The sequence below is a fragment of the Undibacterium sp. FW305-107 genome (assembly GCF_058788535.1).
The window spans coordinates 270,597-291,883 of sequence record NZ_JBYTAV010000007.1 but is presented as its reverse complement, the minus strand read 5'-3'; the positions used below and the strand labels follow the sequence as shown (position 1 = coordinate 291,883).

Sequence of the window (21,287 nt, the reverse complement as noted above, 5' to 3'; positions counted from 1 at the left end):
TATGGCATTGATGAACACATGTTTGCCACCTCATCGTCTTTTTTAAAGGTAAATCATGGTTCAGCTCATCAATCTTATTATCTACCTTGTCGTGTTCGGCCTGGTGTGGTGGCTGGTAGGTTTTCTGCCCTTGCCTGCTCCGGTGGCACAAGTAGTGCGCGTGTTGTTCATCGTCTTGCTGATCGTGATTGTACTGTCTGCATTTGGTATCTTGCCTGGCATACATATGCCACAGTTACGCTGGTAGAATTCATCAATCGCCCTGCTCTGCTTATTCTTTTTTTTCTGCGACACGAGCGCGCTGCCATTCAATCGCTACTGCCACCAGAAAAAAGCCCACAGTGACCGCCAGCAATTTGAACATGATATCCACATCAAACTGCTTGCTGCGGTAAGAGGCAGCCGCCGCGATCATGGCAGCGGCGCAGAGTATGCGCATGCCTTGGCGCTTATAGGCTGCCCGGCATAAAGATAGAAATTTATTACCTGTATCGTTGCTCATGAATTTGTTGATGCAAGTCGTGGGACTGCGATTCTAACAGTGCCAGGCAAACGGCAGTTGAGAGCTTGCGTGCTTGCTGGGCAAGCGCCGTCTTGCTTCCCGCTATCTGGCAATTGCCTTTCGCAACGCTGCCCGCGCCAGCAAGCGGGTAGAGTCCAGTGTCGGCAGACTGGAATTGTCGTCATTGACGATCAAGGGTAGCTCTGTGCAACCTAGTATCACTGCATCGCAGCCATCGTCTTTGAGCCTGTCTATGATGGCGAGAAATTCGCGCACACTCTCTGGCTTGATGATGCCGCACACCAGTTCATCCATGATGATGCTGTTCAAACGCACCCGGTCTTTTGCATTTGGCAATGCAAAATCCAGGCCCTTGTCACGCAAAACGGCTGGATAAACCTCACTGCCCATGAGCCAGTTTGTGCCTGTGATACCCACACGGCGATAACCACGGTGCACCGCTGTGGCCGCGACTTCTTCGGCGATGTGTAACCAGGGCAAAGGTGAAGCAGCCTGCACCAGATCAAAGGCCAGGTGAATGGTGTTGTCAGGACATATCAAAAAATCTGCCCCCGCCCCCGCCAGTTTGCGTGCTGAAGCCAGCATGAGCTCGGCCACACCTTGCCTGTTGCCACGTTCAAGACAATCCACATACAAAGCCAGCGAGGGCGTATGCATGCTGACTTCTGGATGGGCGTGCGGCCCCATCAAGGCAGCCCCTTCTTCACAGATGGTACGGTAACAAAGCGCCGCCCCGGCGGCGGAGCAACCGACTATTCCTATGTGCAAGCTCATGCTGATGTCTCCTGTGTTGATCATGAATCACATAGTGCCGGAACCAGGTTTTTGCAAGCCTGGACAGATGCTTTCTTTCATGCCCGCAAAGCCGTTCCCTTGTGCTTTAGCCAGACGCGGCGCATGTCGCGGGCGGAACCAAAACCGGCGATGTCGGCGATCTGTTCCATGGAGCGATTAGCTTGCGCCAGCAGTGGTTCGACCTGTGACAATTGCATTTGCTGCCTGTAATCCAGCGGGCTGATGCCGACATGGTTTTTAAACAAGCGGGCCAGATGACGTTCGCTGAGGCAGGCAATGCGCGCCAGTTCCTGCATGGGCCAGGCTTGCGCCGGGTCTGCAGCAATGGCGTCCTGCACGCGGTGTATGGCAGGATGCAAATGATTGCGGTGCGACAGATAAGGTGACAATTGAGGCGAGGCGGCGTCACGGCGCATCCATACCACCATTTCACGCGCTACATCCAGCGCCAGCCTGGGGCCGGCACTCTGGCTGACCAATTCCAGCACCAGGTCTACACCCGTGGTGACACCGGCAGAACTGGCGACATTGCCATCAATGACGAAAACCCGGTTCTCTGCGACGATGGCTGCAGGTGCAACTGAGCACAGACCCGCTACCAGGCTGTGATGCGTTGTGCATGTCCGGCCATCAAACAAACCGGCACGCCCGGCCAGCAAGGCGGCTGAGCAGATAGTCACCAGCATGACTCCGGGATGCAGCACCTCGCGCAACCAGCGCATGGCGGCAACGGCTGCCGGGGTTTGCAGGTTCCTGTCCGCATCAGACAAGCCTGGTATCACAAGCCATGCACCGTCTGGCAATTCAGCGGGCAATGCAGCCAGGCCAGGCGTGGACATGCCCAGGGAATTGCAGGGCGCGGATTCAGGGCCGACGAAGTGCAGATCAAAACTGAGACGGAAGCGATTCGCCAGCCGCAAGGCTTCGGCTGGCCCGGCAAATTCCATCAGTACAAAGCCGGGCAAAAGCAGGAAGTAGACGGGGATGGAGGTAGTAGCTGTTTTGTTCATGCGGCAGACATCTTTAAGGTTTATGTATGTTCCATGCCAATTGACTATCATCTCATCAGCTTGATGCAAGCTGCGCCGCTTCAAAACCTGCCAGCACTTCATCAACTGTGCGTATGCGGGCAAAGCGCTGATGTAGTACCAGCTCAGTCCTTTCCCTGATTTCACTGGCGGAATACAGCCTGCCACCAGTATGCCGGTGTGCCGTGGTATAGCTGGCCTCGGTGACGAAATCAATTTCAAAACCCAGATCGCAACCATGCCGGGCCGTGGTTTCACAGCAGCGTTCCATGCGCATGCCTGAGATGATCAGGCGACGGATACCCTGCTCTGCCAGCCATTCGCGCAATGCTGGTTCCATCAGCGCGCTGTTGACATGCTTCTCTATCGTCAGGTCTGCATAAGGATCACTCCCCTCCATGCAGCGCACCAGGCCAGAGGCCAGTGAAAAATGGGCATCACCTTCCACATGAAAAATGCGTATGACCGGCACACCAGCGAGGCGCGCCCCCGCAATCAGGCGATTTTGCGCCTGCAGATAAAAGGGCAGCTCATCCTCTGACCAGTTGAGGGTATGACGAAATGATTCCTGCACATCGATCACCAACAGCACCTGGGACATATTTTACCTCCTTCATTTATAGTGAAGTCGGTATTTAATCATTGGTGGATGTGGCAAACACTGCTGTTTCCGGCTCAATATAGGACGGATACGGACATCATGCCCGACTACCCTTGAGCTCGCATTCAGTATGGGTGCCTGGGTATCCAGTGAGCAAAACCCCTGGCTTTGGATAGTACTCCAGCAATTCAGGCATCCCTGAATCTCATGCTTCATTTGACAAGCCCAAGGGACAGCCCCACAATCAGCGCGCTTTAGCATATTTGCGCCTTATTTGTGTCCCGTTTGCGTGCCATTTATAGCCAGCATGACAATTTTTAATGATTGGTCAATCTGGTGCAATGCAGCAAATTCTCACTCTGAAGATGCCAATAAAACAGACTTAAAACAATATTCATACTATGGTTGCCTGCCCGCCGCGATTTTGCACAAATTTTGACCAAAAAATCAGATTGCGCTTGACGTTAAACAGGCTCCATAGTTAAATACGAAATCGATTGCGCAAACGATTGCGCGACAACTTTTTACCGAGAATAAGCATCATGAAGCCACGCATTACTGTAGTCGGCAGCGTCAATATGGATCTGGTTTTTCGCACGCCGCGCATGCCGGCTGTGGGTGAGACCCTGCATGGTCATGAATTTTGTCAGATTCCCGGTGGCAAAGGGGCCAATCAGGCCGTCGCCGCTGCCCGCCAGGGTGCGCAGGTCAGCTTTATCGGTGCGGTGGGCGATGATGGTTTTGGCAGTTTTTCGCATGATTGCCTGGCTGCCGAGGGCATGGACCTGACCCACCTGGCACGCGTAGCTGGCGTTGCTACAGGCGTGGCTGGCATTCTGGTAGAAGATGGCGGCGACAATAGCATCGTCCTGGCAGCAGGTGCCAATGCCACACTGACGGCAGCGCAGGTCGAAGCTGCTACCGCCGTCATCGCTGGCGCACAATTGCTGGTTTGCCAGCTTGAAACCCCACTGGCCACGGTCACCCGCGCAATAGAAATCGCCCGCGCCCAGGGTGTCAAAGTGATTTTGAACCCGGCCCCGGCACAAGACCTGACAGATGCCTTGCTGGCCCAGGTCGATTACCTTATTTTGAATGAAACTGAAGCTTCACAACTGAGTGGCATCACTGTGACAGACCAGGCCAGTGCCAAAACCGCATCGGAACAAATCTTGCAACGCGGCACAGGCACAGTCTTGCTGACCATGGGTGAGCATGGTGCCCTGATCACTGAGAGCACTGGCAGCCAGTTCATCCCGGCAGTCAAGGTTGATGTGGTAGACACCACCGCTGCAGGCGACACCTTTGTAGGCGCTTTTGCGGTTGGTCTGGCAAATGGCCTGAGCGTGATCGATGCCAGCCGTGAAGCGCAATACACGGCAGCGCTGACTGTCACCAAACTGGGTGCACAGACATCCATACCGCAGCGCCAGCAAGTGCTGGACTTCATGGCGGTCAGGAAGGCCGCTTGATAAGCTAAGAGGCTAAAAAAATACGAATTACGACCAGGTGCCGTCAAAAATGGCACCAAAATTGGGCGCAGGCAGCAAATCATGCCCGGCCACCAGCACGAACACTGTTTTTGATAAAATTTCGCCCGCGTGGCTGAAACGAAATGTCTGCACCATGTTAGGCTTGCACAGGCTTTCAAGTCTGGCTTTGATTTGTATCCGGGTCAGGCTGTGGCAGCAAAAGAAACATGGTTTTTTATTTGGGCGCTGCATGCTCTTTGTGAGCACAACAGCACAACGACATCTGATGAAGGAAATTTCATGAAACTCAAGCAAATCTGCCTGTCCCTGGCGACCCTGATGGCTGTCGGCGGCGCGGCCAGTGCTTATGCTGCAGACCTTAAATTTGCAGTAATCTATGACGCAGGCGGCAAGTTTGACAAGTCCTTCAACCAGTCAGCATCCGAAGGCGCAGAGCGTTTCAAGAAAGAAACCAAACTCAACTACATCGAAGTGCAGGTCGCCAGCGACACCCAGACTGAGCAAGTCTTGCGTAATCTGGCCCGCAAGAATGTAGACCTGATCGCCGCCATAGGCTTTGCCCAGGCGCAGGCAGTACAGAATATTGCCAAGGAATTCCCAAAAACCAAGTTCGTCCTGATCGACGGTATTGCTACTGGCGACAACGTCAGCTCTGTCCTGTTCAAGGAACAGGAAGGTTCTTACCTGGTGGGCGTGGCAGCAGCGATTGCCAGCAAATCCAAAAAAGTCGGTTTTGTAGGCGGCATGGATATCCCGCTGATACGCAACTTTGCCTGCGGTTATACGCAAGGTGCCAAAGCCACCGAAGCCAAGATTGATGTCGTACAAAACATGGTCGGCACCACCACTGCGGCCTGGAATGACCCAGCCAAAGGTGGCGAGCTGGCACGCGCCCAGTTTGAACGCGGCGTTGATGTGATTTTTGCAGCAGCCGGTGGTAGCGGGATGGGCACTTTGCAAGCCGTCAAGGAAAAAGGCAAGCTGGGCATAGGTGTTGATTCCAACCAGAACTATATGCACCCAGGCAGCATGCTGACTTCCATGGTCAAGCGCGTAGACCAGGCCATTTATGACAGCTTCATGCAGTTAAAAAATGGCAACTGGAAAGGCGGCACCCAATACAAGGGCCTGAAAGAAGGCGGCGTCGATTGGGCACTGGACAAGGATAACCGCGCTGTCGTCAGCGCTGACATGGAAAAACGCGTCAACGCAGCCAAGCAAGACATCATCAGCGGCAAGGTCAAGGTTGTTGATTTCCGCGAAGGCAACAAGTGCCCGGTCTGATGCCGGGTAGTCATTGACCAGATTTGTTTTGGATTTTTTTTATCCAGGGCGCAAGTGTCTGACATGGATACGATGCGCCCTGATTGATGTTTAAGCCCTTGCACACCGCCATTTAAAGAAACACTCAAGTATGCAGCCAGCAGTCGAATTTCAGCAGATCTCCAAACGTTTTGGCGCGGTACAGGCCAACCGTGATGTGAGCTTTTCCATTGCGCCGGGTTCCATCCATGGCGTGATTGGTGAAAACGGCGCAGGCAAGTCCACGCTGATGAGCATACTGTATGGCTATTACCGCGCCGACAGCGGCAAGCTGCTCATCAATGGCGCAGAACAGCATATCCGCAACAGCCAGGAAGCCATCAACCTGGGTATAGGCATGGTGCACCAGCATTTCATGCTGGTCGAGAACATGACGGTGCTCGACAATGTCATGCTGGGCACGGAAGGTGGCTTTCGCCTGAAACCCAAACGCCATGAAGTCGAAGCCAAGTTGCGCGAAATCTGCAAACGCTATTCGCTCGATGTAGACCCACTGGCGACGATACAGGACTTGTCTGTCGGCGTGCAGCAAAGGGTGGAAATCCTCAAGCAGATTTACCGCAGCGCCAATATCCTGATCCTTGATGAGCCGACCGCCGTCTTGACGGTGCAAGAGGCCGCTTCGCTGTTTGAAGTGCTGCGCCTGTTCAAGGAACAGGGCAAGACCATTATCCTGATCACCCACAAGCTGCAAGAAATTTTAGAAATCACTGACCAGGTCACGGTCATGCGTGCAGGCACCGTCATTGGTTCTGTCGCCACGGCAAATACCACGACCACCCAGTTGGCCGAGATGATGGTGGGTCGCCCCATCGTCACCCACTTGCCACGTGCTGCCTATGCGCCGGGCGAGACGGTGCTGGAGGTCAAGGACCTGAACCTGGTGAATTCGCAAAAAGTCAGCCTGTTGAAGAACGTCAGTTTCAATATCCGCGCTGGTGAAATCGTCGCGATTGCCGGTGTTTCTGGCAATGGCCAGAGTGAATTGCTGGAAATTTTAAGCGGCATGCGCCTGCCCACCAGTGGCAAGCTGCAAATGCAGGGCAAGGACTTGCCCTTTGCTGGCCGCAAGGATGCCGACGGTTTGCCTGCCACTTTCCGTGATCTGGGCATAGCCCATGTGCCAGAAGACCGCTTGCGTGATGCCGTCATCAAGAATTTCTCGGTGATGATGAACAGTTTTTTGGGTTACCAGAAAAAGCTGGGCAAATCCTTTGGTTTGCTCGATTACAAAAGCATTTTGAAAAATTGTACAGACTTGCTGGCCAAGTTTGATGTGCGCCCGGCAGACCCGCATCTGCGTATCGCCCTGCTGTCTGGCGGTAACCAGCAAAAAGTGGTGATGGCGCGCGAGATTGCAGCGAATCCAAAACTGATGCTCGTCGGCCAGCCTACCCGTGGTGTTGATATAGGCACGATAGAAAGCCTGCATACCCGCCTGCTGGCAATGCGTGATGCCGGTATTGCTATTTTGCTGGTATCGGTAGAACTGGAAGAAGTACGCGCCCTGGCTGACCGCATCCTGGTCATCTCCGGTGGTGCCATCACGGGTGAATTGAAGGCAGAAGAATTTGATGCGACCGAGATAGGTTGCCTCATGGGTGGCATACATACTCATTGATATGCATTGATGTGCATTCCCCCATTGAGCCGTAATTAGATTATTGCAAGAACAAGCAAATACAGACAAGCACAGACAAGCGACCAAACCAAGATGAATCAAGCCGACCTCCCACGCTGGGCCACCGCATTTGCCCTGCCGCTGTTAAACCTGTTCTCCGCCTTACTGGTCGCGGCGGGTGTGATTTATCTGCTGGGCGAAAGCCCGATAGAATCCCTGAGCATCCTCATCAACGCCGCAGTGCTGAACCCTGAAGGCCTGGGTTACACCCTGTTTTATGCAGCGACCTTTATCTTTACTGGCTTGTCAGTGTCAGTAGCCATGCAGGCCGGTTTGTTCAATATCGGCAGTGAAGGCCAGATGTATGTCGGTGGCCTGGGTCTGACCCTGGTCTTGCTGTGGCTGGATTCGTCCCTGCCAGGCTGGATGCTGATACCTTTGGCGATGCTGGGCGCGGCTGTATTTGGCGCGGCCTGGGCTTTTTTGCCGGGTTACTTGCAAGCCAAACGCGGCAGCCATGTCGTAGTGACGACCATCATGTTCAACTTCATCGCTGCCAGTTTGATGAATTATGTGATCGTCAGCTTCCTCATCCCTGCTGGCCAGCAAAACACTGCCAGCCGCGTGTTTGCCGATGCCTCATGGCTGCCCAAGCTGAATGGCATTTTGCCTGTGCTGGGTGAAACACCGCTGAACATCAGCTTCGTGCTGGCGCTGGTGGCACTGGTGATTTATGGTGTGGTCGTCTGGCGCACGACCTGGGGTTACCAGTTGCGCGCTACTGGTTTGAACCAGCATGCGGCGCATTACGCAGGCATCTCCATCAGCAAAACCATTATTGTGACGATGATGATATCCGGTGCGCTGGCTGGCCTGGCGGCAGTCAATTCTGTCATGGGTTCTACCCACTATCTGAACCTGAACTTCCCTGCCGGTGCCGGTTTTATCGGTATCGCAATTGCCCTGATGGGGCGTCAGCATCCGGTGGGTATCTTGCTGTCGTCCATCCTGTTTGGCGCATTGATACAGGGTGGCTTTGATCTGTCGCTGGAAAAAGCCAATATCCCGCCTGAGACCTTTATCTTTATCCAGGGTTTGATCATCCTGTTCTGCGGTGCCATGGAAAATCTGTATGCACCTGCCCTGTCTGCCCTGCTCAAGCGTAAGGAAAAATGATGTTTGATGATTTTCAATTTTCCAGCATCCTGGTATCGACCATACGCAATGCACCAGTATTGATGTTTGCTGCCATGGCTGGTCTGTTTGCAGAACGCAGTGGTGTAGTTGACCTCGCCCTCGAAGGCAAGATGCTGGCCGCCGCCTTTGTCTCTGCTGCCGTGGCTTTTGTAACCAAGAACCCCTGGCTGGGCATCATGGCGGGTGTTGGTATTTCTGTCGCCATCGCCCTGCTGCAAGGCTTTGTCAGCATCACACAAAAGGGTAACCAGCTCGTTGCCGGTATTGCCATCAATATTGCTCTCAGCGGTCTGACCTTTGTTATCGCCCAGTATTTCTTCCAGCAAGGTGGCCGCACGCCTGACCTGGGTGAAGCGCGCCTGTTTGATATCGTGCTGCCGGGCTCAGCCACTATCGCTGGCATCCCTTTCATAGGCTGGGTATATACCAAACTCATCGGTGGTCATAGTGCTCTGGTGTATCTTGCATTTGCCCTGATCCCTGTCGTCCACTGGGTCTTGTACCACACTCGCTTTGGCCTGCGCCTGCGCGCCGTCGGTGAAAACCCGCATGCAGCAGATGCGGCGGGTATCAATGTAGAACGCACCCGCTTCATGGCCATGCTGTGCGCTGGCGTGCTGTGCTCATTCTCCGGCGCGTATTTGTCCATCGTACAAAGCGGCTTCTTTTTGCGTGATATGTCAGCAGGTAATGGTTACCTGGCCCTGACGGCGCTGGTATTCGGTAACTGGCGTCCACTGCACACAGCCCTGGGCTGTTTGATGTTCGGCTTCTTCGCCGCCCTGCAAGTCCAGATCGAAGGCGTGGTCTTCCCTGGCATAGGCAAGGTACCTGGCTCTTTGATACAAATGATACCTTACGTCGTGACCGTGATCGTTCTGGCAGGCTTGATGGCAAAGTCCGTCGCCCCGAAAGCGATTGGTCAGCCGTTTGTGAAGTCACGGTAATTTGAAAAACATAAGACCTCTCACCACAGAGGCACAGAGGGGCGAGTAAGTAGCGAGGGCGTAGGTTGGGCTACGGTTCACCAGCCCAACACTCACCCTCTGATAAACGTATACGTAGTTGAACCGCCGAGTGTTGGGCTGATAAGGCGTAGCCCAACCTACAATCTTGTAACCTCCTCGGCTTTTTCTCCTGCTTTTTTCTGTGGTGAGCCCTTAGGTCTTACACTACAAAACACAATTTCGACCTCCTTGAACCGGGTCAACTGCAACAATTCACATCGCGACTGGGTTCTGCCCAATGGCCAGCCGGTGTAATTTTGGAGAGCATCCACATGTCAACAACAGCAAAACATAAAGTCATATTTGATACTGATCCAGGCGTCGATGATGCAATGGCCTTGTACTTTGCGCTTGCGCATCCTGATATCGACATGGTCGGCATTACTACGACCTTCGGTAACGTTTATGTTGAACAGGCGACCATCAACGCCTTGTACCTGACGCGCATTGCTGGCCGCAATATCCCGGTCGCTCAGGGTGTGCCCGTACCTTTTGCCAAGGCTGCCGGTACGCCGCCTGACTTCATCCACGGTGCTGACGGTTTGGGTAACCTGAACAGCCGTATTGAAGTCGGTGGCAAGGCAGAAGTAGAAAGCGCGGCGGAATTCATCGTCAAGATGGCACGTCAGCATCCGGGTGAAATCACCCTGGTCGCGGTTGGCCCACTGGGTAACCTGGGCCTGGCCCTGAAGATGGAACCACAACTGCCAAAACTGCTGAAGCAAGTCGTGCTGATGGCGGGTACAGTTGATGAACCAGGCAATGTATCGCCAGTGGCAGAAGCCAATGTCTGGAATGACCCGGACGCAGCTGACCTGGTCTTTACCGCAGGCTGGGATTTGACCATGGTGGGTCTGGACGTGACTCACCGCGTGGTCCTGCCTTCGACTTTCTTTGCACGTCTGGCAGAGCAGCATAAGCATGTGGCGATGGATACCCTGTCACACGCAGTCAACTTCTACGCCAACTTCTACCAAAGCATACGCCCGGATCTGGGTCATGCCTGTTACGGTCATGATGTGCTGGCTTTCGTCTGGTTGGTGGCACCGCAGATTTTTGAGACCAGTTCTGGCCGTGTGCGTGTCGCCAAAGAAGGCATAGGCAATGGTCAGACCATGATGGCAAAACTGCCTATCCCTTATCCACAGGCGGGTTGGGAAGCCAGCAAGCCAGAAACCCGCGTTTGCATGAAAGTCGATGCTGAGGCCTGCAAACAATTGATCGATGCAACACTGTCTTCTGACTGGTTGCAAGCTCCCCTGGCACAGTAAGGAGGAATCATCATGTTTATCGAACCAGTTGATTATCGCGCACCCGATGCTGCGAAAAAATTCACTGAAAGCCTGCACCGCACCGGCTTTGGTGTCTTGACCAATCACCCGCTGTCGCAAAGCCTGCTGGAAACCATCTACAAGGAATGGTATGACTTCTTCCAGACCGATGCGAAGAACAAGTATGACTTTGACCCAGAGAAAATGGATGGCTATTTTTCGCCAAAAATTTCCGAGACAGCCAAGGGCCAGACCAAGCGTGACCTGAAAGAGTTTTATCATATCTACCCTACAGGCCGTTATCCGTCTGAAGTGTCGGATGCTGCGCGCAAGTATTATGACGATGGTGCCAAGCTGGCCGCAGAGTTGTTGCAATGGGTAGAAGACCACTCCCCTGCTGACGTCAAGGCCAAGTATTCCATGCCTCTGTCAGACATGATCACCGACAGCGACCTGACCCTGCTGCGCGTTTTGCATTACCCGCCGCTGCGTGGCGATGAAGAACCGGATGCAGTACGCGCTGCAGCCCATGGCGACATCAACCTGCTGACCTTGCTGCCTGCTGCTACTCAAGCCGGTTTGCAGGTACAAGGTAAGGACGATGCATGGCATGACGTGCCCTGTGACTTTGGCATGCTGATCGTGAACATCGGCGACATGCTGGATGAAGCCTCTGCAGGCTACTATCCATCGACTATCCACCGCGTGCTGAATCCGACCGGTGAAGAAGCGAAAAAATCACGCATCTCGCTGCCGCTGTTCCTGCATCCGCGTCCTGACGTAGTACTGTCGGATCGCCATACTTCTGGCAGTTATCTGCAAGAACGTTTGCGTGAGCTGGGTGTGAAGAAGTAAGTTTTTTGTAGCTTGGTTTTGCAAGGTTCTACAATTGAAAAGCCCGTAACAGGAAACTGTTGCGGGCTTTTTTATGTTGCACATGTCCCTGGATATTCTTCGAGGTGCTGCCCGGCGCAGGGCAATATTCATCGCCAGTAATAGCCTCCCAATCGTCATGCCAGACTCGATCTGGCATCCAGCGTCGTTAAGCCGTGCCGCTTGTTTTATCGTTCACACAGCAAAGCAGTGAATTTACTCGCCGACCAAGAATAGCCTGCTTCAGCATGCCAACAACGCCACTGGATGCCGGATCAAGTCCGGCATGACGGGTTTGAGGGTGTGCGTTTAAATAGCGATATGCGTATTCACAAAGCGCAAACTACTCTATGCGAACCACAATCGCTTTCACCAAGTTCTCATGCCAAAGCTGATAATAGAAAACTTGGGCAGCCAGTTCATTTGCTAAAAGTTTGTTCCACCACGCAATGCCAACAATGCCGAGGCAAGAGCTATCAGGCCGATTATTGTGCGGAACCAATGCCACGCGGCCCAGCGTGCCAGCTCTGCGGGAAGAGCTTCGTATGTGATGCTGGCTTCGGCAAAGCTGGCATTAGCTCGCCGAAAATACAGGCCGTAGGTGGAAAGAATAAGTAAGGCGAGAACAGCTGCGACAACCGATGCCCAACTGAGTGGACGGTTTGTGGCGACAGAAGTAATGGCAGCGACAACCGCAAGAAGCGTTGCGCCCATGGTAAGCGGCGCAAAAAACGTGTACAGGCGATGAGCATGCGCCGCATGTAATGCAAAAAATTCTTGTGCTGGCAACGATCGCCACATGGGGACAAGCACCATCGCCTCTGTTAGCAGCGCGCCAATAAACAGAGCAAGGCCCGCAGCAGCAAAAAAAGGCATTAGCTCGGCGAACAGATTCATGGACTCTCCCTTAAGTTTGTTGGACGGCTAATTCAATGTATATCGCAAAATGCCAGTTTAACATGGGGGTTTGCGATATCAATCACGCAAACTGCAGCATTGCTTTCCCCAACTCTTCATGCAAAAGCTGGAACACCGCCTTGACACGGGTAGTCTCACGCAAATCCGGATGGATCAGCAACCATAACGCCGCCGCACATTCGGGTATAGGTTCACCCACCCGCTGCAAGGCATCTGAGCTATCACCCAGTATGCAAGGCAAGATCGCCAGCCCCATGCCATGCACGCAAGCTTGCTGGACCAGGCCAAAGCTGCTGCTGCGGTAACCTACTTCATCCAGTGGCAGGATATTGGCCAGCCAGCGCAGGCTGCGGTGACCGCTGTAGGCATCATCGAGTGCTATCCATTCATGCTGTTCCAGCGGCAAGTCTGCATGCAATGCAAGATAAGACGTGGCAGCATAGATGCAAAATTCCAGCGAGGCGATGTGCTTGCCTATCAGGTAGTCTGGCGGCGCTATGGTCGGGCGCACGGCAATATCGGCATCGCGCTTGGACAGATTGGCAGACTTGTTATCGACTTCCAGCGTCAGCCTGATTTGCGGATAACGCTGGCGGCACGAGGCCAATATCGGCGGCAGCAGCGTTAAAGCCAGACTGTCGGTGGTGGAGATGCGCACCAGGCCGCTGGGTCGCAAATCTGTGCCCGCTACCCGCAACATGGCGCTGGTGGCAATCGCGTCCAGCTCTGCCCCGGCGAGCATGAGTTCTTCGCCTGCCGCTGTTGCGTGGTAGCGGCCTGCAATGCGCTCAAACAGACGCACGCCAGTCTCGGCTTCCAGCTGGTTCAGGCGGCGGAATACGGTTGCATGATTCAATCCCAGACGACGGGCAGCACCTGCCAGCGAGCCAGTCTCGGCTATCCAGGCAACCAGCCGCAAATCATTGAGGTTTTCTACGCTTTGCATTTTCGCAAATAGAGTTGTCATTGATAGCTAATTGTATTGCATAAATGTAGTAACTACACTGCATACATCAACACTTTCAAGGAGAACAAGATGAAACGCACAGTATTAGCCGTCATGACAGGTTTGGTGTTTGCCACTACTGCTCAGGCAGCCGAACCTATCTGGGATGGCAACAAGGTCGAGATGGTCAGTGAAAAGCTGGGTGATGGCGTCTATGCCTACTACGCCAATAACGCCAAAGAACTCAATGCCAAAGGTGGGGCAGCAGCCACCAGTGGCGGCCTGATTGTAGGCAGCAAGGGTGCCTTGCTGATAGAAACCATGCTCAACAAGCGCCTGAACTCGCAGGTGATGGCGCTCAGCCAGAAGCTGGGCCACAAGCCTATCCTGTATGCAGTCAACACCAGTTCGCACGGTGACCATGCATATGGCAATATGTATATGCCTGCCAGCACCAGGATCATCCAGCATGCCCAGACCAGTAGCTATATCCATGCGCATCTGGATGATGACAAGGCCTTCATGATCAAGAACTTTGGCACTGGCCGTGGCATAGAAGAAATCAAGGCGCGCACTGGTGATGTATTGGTGGCACCGGGCAGCACATTGAAGCTGGATCTCGGTGGCAAAGTGGTGGAGATCATGGACTTTGGCTTTGCCCAGACCGGCGGTGACTTGTGGGTGTGGGAACCGCAAAGCAAGGTCATGTGGAGTGGCAACCCTGTCATCGCTGGCAGACCCGCGCTGCCGTGGTTGCTGGACGGCCACCTGATTGCCACGCTGGAAACCCTGCGTCGTGTTGACGCCTTTTTACCGGCAGATGCCCGCATCGTACCTGGCCATGGCGTTGCCATAGGCAAGGAAGATTTGAAATGGCAAATCGCTTATCTTGAAACCGTACGTAGCCAGGTACAGGCAGCCATTACACAGGGCTTGAATCTGGAGCAAACCGTGCAGCAGGTTGCCATGCCTGATTATGCGGGTTATGCGCTGTTTGGCTGGGTACATCCAGGTTTGAATGTGCCTGCCGCTTACAAGGATTTGGGTGGTAAGTAAGCGAACAATAGAACTGCAGATGCTGTCATGGCAGCATCTGCAGTTCTATGCTTCATAAGGCTTGATTCAGGCCGCTTTCTGCGTTGCCGGTTTCGCCAGAGTTACGGTATCACCGGACGGTATGCCTTCGGATTTCCAGCGCGCAAATTCCGTACGTATTGCTTCCAGGGTTTGCTTGCTGATATCAGGCAGGCTGCCACCCAGAATTTCCGCCGCTTCTTTAAAACCTTTTTCTACTGCAGCAGTAATTTTATCCAGCTTGGCTGGGTCATCGCCAATCGCAGCCTTGGCAAAACTGAGTATGCGTTCGGCAGTTTTTTGCACGCTGAATTCACCGCCATCTGCAATCGCTGCCTGGGCGGCTTTAATGGCTTCCGGGCTGGCTGATATTTTTTGCTGACCGCTGACGACCTTGGATAATTCCAGCCCCTGTTGCTCAACCAGAGGTTTGATGAGGTTGATAATATCTTGTGCCTTGCGGTTGGATTCTTCCAGCAGGGCTTGCAGGTCAGGTGCCGCCGTTTTGTTCAGGCGCGGGTCAGTGTAGACGACCGTGTCGTTCTTGCTGCCTTCCAGACTGACATTGGCACTGTCGGTATTGGCCGAACCGCTGTCTTCTGCCGCATTGTCGCCCACTTTGGGTGGCTTGGTTTGCGCAGTCTGGTAAGTGCGGACGTACAAATCTTGCCTGGATATGCCGATACTCATAGTATTGCTCCATAGTAAATAGTGGGGGACTTTTGATCCTGTACTTTAGTTATGGTGTATGAAGAGAGAAATTGCAATGGCAAAAATAGATCATTATTGCCGTACAAAAGTTTGCTCAGGCAGCCTCATCTGTCACGGCATCAAACATGATGCGGTTACGGCCTGCATGTTTGGCTGAATACAATAACTGGTCAGCCCGTGTGCGCACCATGTCAGGGGTAACGTCACCACCCTGGTATTCTGTAATACCTATGCTGCTGGTGACATAAATATTTACGCCTGCAACTGTCACAGGATTGTTTTCCAGGCGCAAGCGCAGCCTTTCCATGGCTGCGGCTGCATCCATGGCATTCGATTCCGGAAAGAGGACTGCAAACTCATCACCACCCAGGCGTGCTGCCTTGTCTATGCCACGGGTATTCGACTGCATCAGGCTGGCAAAGTGGGCCAGCACTTCATCACCGGCCTGGTGACCATACACATCATTGACTTTCTTGAAGTGATCAATATCGAGCAGGGCAAGCGCATAAGTGCGCCCCAGGCGCTTGGCACGCTGGTGCTCTTCTGCCAGCATGGGTAAAAAGGTGGCGCGGTTAACCAGTTTGGTCAGTTCATCGACCTCAGCCGCTTTTTGCCATTCCTGTCTTGCAGCTTCTATGGTCAGCAACTGGCGGTTATGCAAGGCCACAGCCATGATGGTGAACGTGGTAGTGCAGACAAAACAGACCAGCATGAAATTCGCCTCGACCAGATTTGTGCTCTGGAATGGCCCCAGCTGTTGCCCGGTAATCGCGATGATGGCGACCATGCTGGCAGTCACCGCCAGTGTCATCAGGTTAAGGCTGATATAAAAAGCCAGCAGCAACAGCACGGGCAACACAAAATAGATAAAGCCGGGATGACCGCGAAACGCCAGGTACAGTAGCACGCCTATGCCCAGGCCAGTCAGCACCAGTCTTTGCACTTCGCTGCTTCGCCATTCGTGGTCGTCGCGCCATGCCTGATAAAGTGGATAAATCAGCAAGATACCCAGGCTGTCCGCCAGCACCAGCATGCGGAAAAAATTGCCTGCCTCATCCCAATGGATGTAACCACCGACTGCCATATTCAGGCTGATGATGAGGCTGCTGAGCATGGTTGGTATCAGACAGACCTTGATGCCGAAATGCAACAGGTCAGTGGATTTGCGTAAGCCATCAGGCAAAGAAAGACGCATCATGAGCATGGCGACGACGCCGGCCATGGCATCTGCCGTGGCAGAAATCAGGGTGTAGAGCTTGGGTGAAACCCTGTGGGCTTCCAGCATGCCGGGATAATTTGCACAAAAACTGGCAATCAGAATAAAGGGAAAAGCCAGCAAACCATGCCGCATGCACATCACCATGCCTATGCCTGAGGCCAGCCACAACAAGGTAATATTGCTGGGCTTTAAGGCAAACAATTGCATGCCGGTGCGCGCCGCCAGATAATAGAGACCGGCTGCCAAGATCAACCAGGCTATTTCCTGCAGTTTTTGCCTGACGCCAGCATGAGTTCGTCCGCCCTGCCCGCCAAGGCCGGGAGCGGAGGAATTAAGCTGATTCACCATATTTGACATGGTTTGATAATACAATGTCGCCTATATCAACGAAAGACGAACATGTTTAACAAAAGTGAACTATTGCAAGCTGCGAATACAGCCCGTGAATCCGCTTATGCGCCCTACTCCAAATTCAAGGTCGGCGCAGCCGTTTTGACCAAGGATGGCAAAACTTTCCATGGTTGCAATGTAGAGAATGCCTCTTATGGTTTGTGCAACTGTGCTGAACGCACTGCCCTGTTCTCTGCCATTGCTGCCGGCTACCGCCCTGGCGACTTTGCTGCCATAGCCGTGACGGGTGATACCGAAGGCCCGATCGCCCCTTGCGGCGCTTGCCGTCAGGTCATCATAGAACTGGGCGGGCCAGAATTGCCGGTGCTGCTGACCAACCTCAAAGGTGATGTCAAGACCACCACTGCGGGTGATCAGTTGCCGGATGCGTTTTACCTGAAGCCGGAATAAGTTTCCAGCGTCCCGCACAGCATCCCAACAACATCGCTGTGCGGGATTTTCAACATCTAAATCTTCAATATCTCTATCATCTCCTGCATGAGCAAATCCATACTGATCATCGAAGATGAAGTCAGCATCGCCGACACCCTGGCCTATGCCCTGAAGACTGATGGTTTTATCCCGCAGCACCTGAGCCTGGGCCAGGAAGCGCTGGAACTGCTCCGTACTACAGCCACACCACCAGCCCTGATCGTGCTCGACATCGGCCTGCCTGATATCAGCGGCTTTGATGTCTGCCGCCAGTTGCGCCAGTTTTCTGATACGCCAGTCCTGTTCCTGACCGCGCGCAATGACGAGATAGACCGGATCGTTGGCCTGGAAATCGGTGCCGATGACTATGTCAGCAAACCCTTTTCTCCACGTGAAGTGGTAGCACGCATACGCGCCATATTGCGGCGTCAGCAAGGCAAGGTACAAACTACAGCAGGGACAGAGGCACCTCGTTTTGAATTGAAGCCGCAAGAAGCGCGCATACTTGCATATGGTCAAACCTTGAACCTGACGCGTTATGAATACCTGCTGCTAAAGACGCTGATGGAAAGCCCCGGCCATTTATTTTCACGCGCACAGCTCATGGAGATTGTCTGGGTCAACGCGCCCGACACGCTGGACCGCACCGTTGATGCCCACGTCAAATGCCTGCGTGCCAAACTGCGCCAGGCAAGGCTCACCAGTACCGGCGCGGCGGATGATGCTGAAGCAAATGACGAAGGCATTATCACTCACCGCGGCATGGGTTATAGCTGGTCACCTGCATGAAGATAGGCCTGCGCATACTGCTGGGTTATTTCCTGATACTGGGATTAAGCGCCTGGCTGATCCTGAATGTGGTGGTCGAAGAAATCAAACCCGGCGTGCGCGCCACGCTGGAAGACACCCTCATTGACACTGCACAAATGCTGGCCACCCTCGTTGCCGACGATGTGGCAGCAGGCAAGGTCGCTGATAGTGACTTGATGAAGCGTCTGCAAAACTATGCGCAACGCAGCATCGATGCCAACATCAGTGGCATACGCAAGACCAGCCTTGATTACCGCATCTACATCACTGATATCAGAGGCATCGTCATCTTTGACAGCGATGGCAAGGACGTGGGCAAAGACTATTCACTGTGGAATGATGTCAACCGCACCCTGCAAGGCAAATACGGTGCACGCAGCACCCGCAGCAAGGCGGCAGATGAAGGCAGCAGCGTCATGCATGTGGCCGCCCCCATCATGGACCATGGCAATATCATCGGTTCATTGACAGTGGCCAAACCCATCTCCACCATCAACCCTTTTATCTGGCGCAGCCAGCGCAAGATACTGCAACGCAGTGCCTGGTTGTGGCTGGGTTCGCTCTTGATAGGCCTGGGGTTTTCATGGTGGCTGAACCGCACTTTGCGCAAGCTGCAAACCTATGCCAGCAGCGTAGAAAATGGTGAAAAAACCAGTCTGCCTGAACTGGGCGATAATGAAATCGGCAGTCTGGGCCGCGCCCTCGAAGCCATGCGTGACAAGCTCGAAGGCAAGCAATACGTAGAACAACTCATGCACACCATGGCGCATGAATTGAAGAGCCCTATCGCTTCGATACAAGGCTCAGCCGAACTCATGCGCGAAGACATGCCTGCCGCCGACAGGCAGCATTTTCTGAACAACATCCTCGAACAAAATTCCCGCCAGCGGCAGCTCATCGACAAATTGCTGGCCCTGGTCAAGCTGGAAAAACAGCAGAGCCTGAGCCAGGTACAGGTCGTCAACATCCCGCGCCTGCTGGCACTGGTGGCTGAAGATGCCCAACCCAGGTTATTGGCCAAGTCGCTGCAATTGCAACAGGATATCGACACAGCCATCGTCAGCATCAGTGGTGATGGATTACTCTTGCGCCAGGCGCTGGGTAATCTGCTCGACAATGCCATTGCCTTTGCGCCTGTTGGCAGCACGATAAAAATGCAATCCAGCCTGGTCAACAATGCAGACAGTACGCCATTCCTGCAAATCAGCATCAGCGACCAGGGGCCGGGCATACCCGACTATGCCCTCGATAAAATCTTCGACCGCTTCTACTCCCTGCCCCGGCCACATGCAGCCAAAAGCACAGGCCTGGGCTTGCCATTTGTGCGTGAAGTGGCGTTGCTGCATGGGGGGAGTATCAGTGTGAGTAATCAGGGTGGTGGTGGGGTGCAGGCTATCTTGTGCTTGGGAGTGTAAATACCGTATAACGTAGGTTGGGCTGGTAAATCGTAGCCCAACCTACGACTGACTGACACTCCAGCGACAAAAAAACACCTCCCCACTTCACACAAACCACATCATCCCCGCACATTACTTTTTTACATTACAGGCTACACCATTACCGGAGCCTGTCATGCAAAGAAGTCTGTTATTCAAAATCGCTATCGTTGGCCTGCTGGCGATCTTGCTGTATGTGCCGCTGACGATGATACAAGCCACGATCTGGGAGCGTATGCGTTACCGTGATGAAGCGGTGCGCAGTATCACGGCGGATTCTGTCAGTGAGCAGGTCATCGTCGGGCCGGTGCTGGTCGTCCCCTACACTGAGACCTGGGAAAGTGAAACCTTTGATGACTCATTGAATAAAACCACGCGCCGCCAGATGTCTGCGAATAAAAAGCATTACATCTACCCGAATGAGATGCAGATCATGGGCAATATCGATACCGACCAGCGTTATCGCGGTATCCATAAAGTGCTGGTGTATACCGGACGCCATAAAATAACGGGAGACTTCATGTTGCCGGAATTGTCGAGCATGGTGCAGAAGGACAATCCCAAGGCCATCATCACCCTGGCAGAAACACCTTATATTTCCATGGGCCTGAGTGATACCCGTGGCCTGCAAAATTTCCCTAAATTAATATGGGATGAACAAACCATAGAATTCAAGCAGGGTAGCAAACTCAGTTCTTTCCAGCGCGGTATCCATGCTGGGCTGGATGGCGTCAAGCTCGCCAGTGCAAGGCAAGTCAAATTCAAGATAGACCTGAATCTTGATGGCGTAGAAAAACTCAGCTTTGCGCCACTGGCAAAAAATAACCAGGTGACCCTGGCATCGAACTGGCCGCATGTGCAGTACGGTGGCCGCTTCTTGCCATCAACAAAAGGCAGGGTTAATACAGACAAGAGTGCCAGTGCGAACTGGAATATCTCTTCCCTGTCCAGCAATGCGCAACAGCAAATGACGCGACTCGAAAATGCCGGGAACGCGGTCAGTGTGGCGCATGGTGCAAGCCAGGGGGAAGATGGGGGTCTGGCATCATCTGCCACTTCATCTGCCTCACCTATCGATATCTTCAGTGTTTCATACATTGAGCCCGTCAACATCTATTCGCAGGCTGACCGTGCTGTCAAATATGGTTTGATGTTCGTCGCCCTGACCTTTGCTGCCTTCTTTTTGTTTGAGGTCTTGAAGCAGTTACCCATCCACCCGGTGCAATACACCCTGGTTGGTCTGGCGCTGGTGATTTTCTTTTTGTTGCTGGTCAGCCTGTCAGAAAAAATCAGCTTCGTACTCGCTTATCTGATTGCCAGTGCCGCCTGTATTTTGCTGATCGGTATCTATCTGGCGAATGTGCTGCGCGACCGTAAGCGTGGTTTTGGATTTGCTTGTGCGTTGACGGTGTTGTACGGCATCCTGTTCGGCTTATTGAGCTCGGAAAACAATGCCATGATGATGGGAAGTTTGTTGCTGTTCGCGGTCCTGTCCGGCATCATGATTGCCACTCGCAAAGTGGACTGGTATAACCTGAGTAAACCTGCTACTGATATTGCCTACGATCACGCCTGATAAGCCAGATCAGGTAAATGTATGAACACCAGAACCTCGCCTG

The 21,287-nt window shown here is 53.4% G+C and carries 22 protein-coding genes; 13 read left to right on the top strand and 9 right to left on the bottom strand.

Annotation, left to right across the window (positions count from 1 at the left end; all coding sequences use genetic code 11):
- The first annotated feature begins 55 nt into the window (after nucleotides 1–55).
- Nucleotides 56–247 (top strand): Thivi_2564 family membrane protein, encoded by a 192-nt coding sequence (locus tag AC3WQT_RS17400; RefSeq protein WP_492705498.1) that lies wholly within the window; start codon nucleotides 56–58, stop codon nucleotides 245–247.
- Nucleotides 248–271: 24 nt separating this feature from the next.
- Here AC3WQT_RS17400 and AC3WQT_RS17395 read toward each other — a convergent pair whose 3' ends face one another.
- The 4 genes from AC3WQT_RS17395 to AC3WQT_RS17380 form a co-directional block, all read right to left on the bottom strand.
- Nucleotides 272–502 (bottom strand): hypothetical protein, encoded by a 231-nt coding sequence (locus tag AC3WQT_RS17395; protein WP_492705496.1) that lies wholly within the window; start codon nucleotides 500–502, stop codon nucleotides 272–274.
- A 102-nt stretch (nucleotides 503–604) separates the two neighbouring features.
- Nucleotides 605–1,297: an aspartate/glutamate racemase family protein gene (locus AC3WQT_RS17390; RefSeq protein WP_492705494.1), complete on the bottom strand. Its 693-nt coding sequence runs from the start codon at nucleotides 1,295–1,297 to the stop codon at nucleotides 605–607.
- Between the two features lie 77 nt (nucleotides 1,298–1,374).
- Nucleotides 1,375–2,328: a GlxA family transcriptional regulator gene (locus AC3WQT_RS17385; RefSeq protein WP_492705492.1), complete on the bottom strand. Its 954-nt coding sequence runs from the start codon at nucleotides 2,326–2,328 to the stop codon at nucleotides 1,375–1,377.
- Between the two features lie 55 nt (nucleotides 2,329–2,383).
- A complete protein-coding gene (locus AC3WQT_RS17380; RefSeq protein ID WP_492705491.1) occupies nucleotides 2,384–2,947 on the bottom strand; it encodes a cysteine hydrolase family protein in 564 nt (187 codons plus the stop codon).
- 542 nt (nucleotides 2,948–3,489) lie between these two features.
- Here AC3WQT_RS17380 and rbsK point away from each other — a divergent pair.
- On the top strand, nucleotides 3,490–4,419 hold the full coding sequence (rbsK, locus tag AC3WQT_RS17375; protein WP_492705489.1) for a ribokinase: 930 nt from the start codon (nucleotides 3,490–3,492) through the stop codon (nucleotides 4,417–4,419).
- Nucleotides 4,420–4,446: 27 nt separating this feature from the next.
- On the opposite strand, the gene AC3WQT_RS17370 is transcribed toward rbsK, so the two are convergent.
- Entirely contained in the window at nucleotides 4,447–4,575 is a 129-nt protein-coding gene (locus AC3WQT_RS17370; protein ID WP_492705487.1) for a hypothetical protein, read from the bottom strand.
- Between the two features lie 144 nt (nucleotides 4,576–4,719).
- On the opposite strand from AC3WQT_RS17370, the gene AC3WQT_RS17365 reads away from it, so the two are divergent.
- The 6 genes from AC3WQT_RS17365 (at nucleotide 4,720) to AC3WQT_RS17340 (ending at nucleotide 11,714) form a co-directional block, all read left to right on the top strand.
- Nucleotides 4,720–5,724 (top strand): BMP family lipoprotein, encoded by a 1,005-nt coding sequence (locus AC3WQT_RS17365; RefSeq protein ID WP_492705485.1) that lies wholly within the window; start codon nucleotides 4,720–4,722, stop codon nucleotides 5,722–5,724.
- 130 nt (nucleotides 5,725–5,854) lie between these two features.
- The gene (locus AC3WQT_RS17360; RefSeq protein WP_492705484.1) at nucleotides 5,855–7,384 is read left to right on the top strand and encodes an ABC transporter ATP-binding protein; all 1,530 of its coding nucleotides are present in this window, start codon (nucleotides 5,855–5,857) and stop codon (nucleotides 7,382–7,384) included.
- A gap of 93 nt (nucleotides 7,385–7,477) precedes the next feature.
- The gene (locus AC3WQT_RS17355; RefSeq protein ID WP_492705482.1) at nucleotides 7,478–8,560 is read left to right on the top strand and encodes an ABC transporter permease; all 1,083 of its coding nucleotides are present in this window, start codon (nucleotides 7,478–7,480) and stop codon (nucleotides 8,558–8,560) included.
- The gene (locus tag AC3WQT_RS17350) at nucleotides 8,557–9,528 is read left to right on the top strand and encodes an ABC transporter permease (protein WP_492705480.1); all 972 of its coding nucleotides are present in this window, start codon (nucleotides 8,557–8,559) and stop codon (nucleotides 9,526–9,528) included. Before AC3WQT_RS17355 ends, AC3WQT_RS17350 begins: the two co-directional genes overlap by 4 nt.
- 332 nt (nucleotides 9,529–9,860) lie before the next feature.
- A complete protein-coding gene (locus AC3WQT_RS17345) occupies nucleotides 9,861–10,859 on the top strand; it encodes a nucleoside hydrolase (RefSeq protein ID WP_492705478.1) in 999 nt (332 codons plus the stop codon).
- Between the two features lie 12 nt (nucleotides 10,860–10,871).
- The gene (locus AC3WQT_RS17340) at nucleotides 10,872–11,714 is read left to right on the top strand and encodes an isopenicillin N synthase family dioxygenase (RefSeq protein ID WP_492705476.1); all 843 of its coding nucleotides are present in this window, start codon (nucleotides 10,872–10,874) and stop codon (nucleotides 11,712–11,714) included.
- Nucleotides 11,715–12,158: 444 nt separating this feature from the next.
- Here the strand turns inward: AC3WQT_RS17340 and AC3WQT_RS17335 are convergent, their stop codons facing one another.
- Nucleotides 12,159–12,629, bottom strand: a complete 471-nt coding sequence (locus AC3WQT_RS17335) for a hypothetical protein (protein WP_492705475.1) — start codon at nucleotides 12,627–12,629, stop codon at nucleotides 12,159–12,161.
- Nucleotides 12,630–12,711: 82 nt separating this feature from the next.
- A complete protein-coding gene (locus tag AC3WQT_RS17330) occupies nucleotides 12,712–13,617 on the bottom strand; it encodes a LysR family transcriptional regulator (RefSeq protein WP_492705473.1) in 906 nt (301 codons plus the stop codon).
- A 69-nt stretch (nucleotides 13,618–13,686) separates the two neighbouring features.
- Here AC3WQT_RS17330 and AC3WQT_RS17325 point away from each other — a divergent pair, with 69 nt between their 5' ends.
- On the top strand, nucleotides 13,687–14,652 hold the full coding sequence (locus tag AC3WQT_RS17325) for an MBL fold metallo-hydrolase (RefSeq protein ID WP_492705471.1): 966 nt from the start codon (nucleotides 13,687–13,689) through the stop codon (nucleotides 14,650–14,652).
- A gap of 66 nt (nucleotides 14,653–14,718) precedes the next feature.
- On the opposite strand, the gene AC3WQT_RS17320 is transcribed toward AC3WQT_RS17325, so the two are convergent.
- Both AC3WQT_RS17320 and AC3WQT_RS17315 read right to left on the bottom strand, forming a co-directional pair.
- Entirely contained in the window at nucleotides 14,719–15,360 is a 642-nt protein-coding gene (locus AC3WQT_RS17320; protein ID WP_492705469.1) for a hypothetical protein, read from the bottom strand.
- A gap of 115 nt (nucleotides 15,361–15,475) precedes the next feature.
- Nucleotides 15,476–16,957: a sensor domain-containing diguanylate cyclase gene (locus AC3WQT_RS17315; protein WP_492705467.1), complete on the bottom strand. Its 1,482-nt coding sequence runs from the start codon at nucleotides 16,955–16,957 to the stop codon at nucleotides 15,476–15,478.
- 42 nt (nucleotides 16,958–16,999) lie between these two features.
- On the opposite strand from AC3WQT_RS17315, the gene cdd reads away from it, so the two are divergent.
- The 4 genes from cdd (at nucleotide 17,000) to creD (ending at nucleotide 21,244) form a co-directional block, all read left to right on the top strand.
- Entirely contained in the window at nucleotides 17,000–17,401 is a 402-nt protein-coding gene (cdd, locus tag AC3WQT_RS17310) for a cytidine deaminase (protein ID WP_162039640.1), read from the top strand.
- Nucleotides 17,402–17,488: 87 nt separating this feature from the next.
- Nucleotides 17,489–18,211, top strand: coding sequence for a two-component system response regulator CreB (gene creB / locus AC3WQT_RS17305; RefSeq protein WP_492705465.1), 723 nt, complete (start codon nucleotides 17,489–17,491; stop codon nucleotides 18,209–18,211).
- A complete protein-coding gene (creC, locus tag AC3WQT_RS17300; protein WP_492705463.1) occupies nucleotides 18,208–19,647 on the top strand; it encodes a two-component system sensor histidine kinase CreC in 1,440 nt (479 codons plus the stop codon). The genes creB and creC overlap by 4 nt, the downstream gene beginning before the upstream one ends.
- 157 nt (nucleotides 19,648–19,804) lie before the next feature.
- Nucleotides 19,805–21,244 carry a cell envelope integrity protein CreD gene (gene creD / locus AC3WQT_RS17295; RefSeq protein ID WP_492705461.1) on the top strand — a complete coding sequence of 480 codons (1,440 nt, stop codon included), beginning with the start codon at nucleotides 19,805–19,807 and terminating at the stop codon, nucleotides 21,242–21,244.
- The last annotated feature ends 43 nt before the right edge of the window (nucleotides 21,245–21,287 follow it).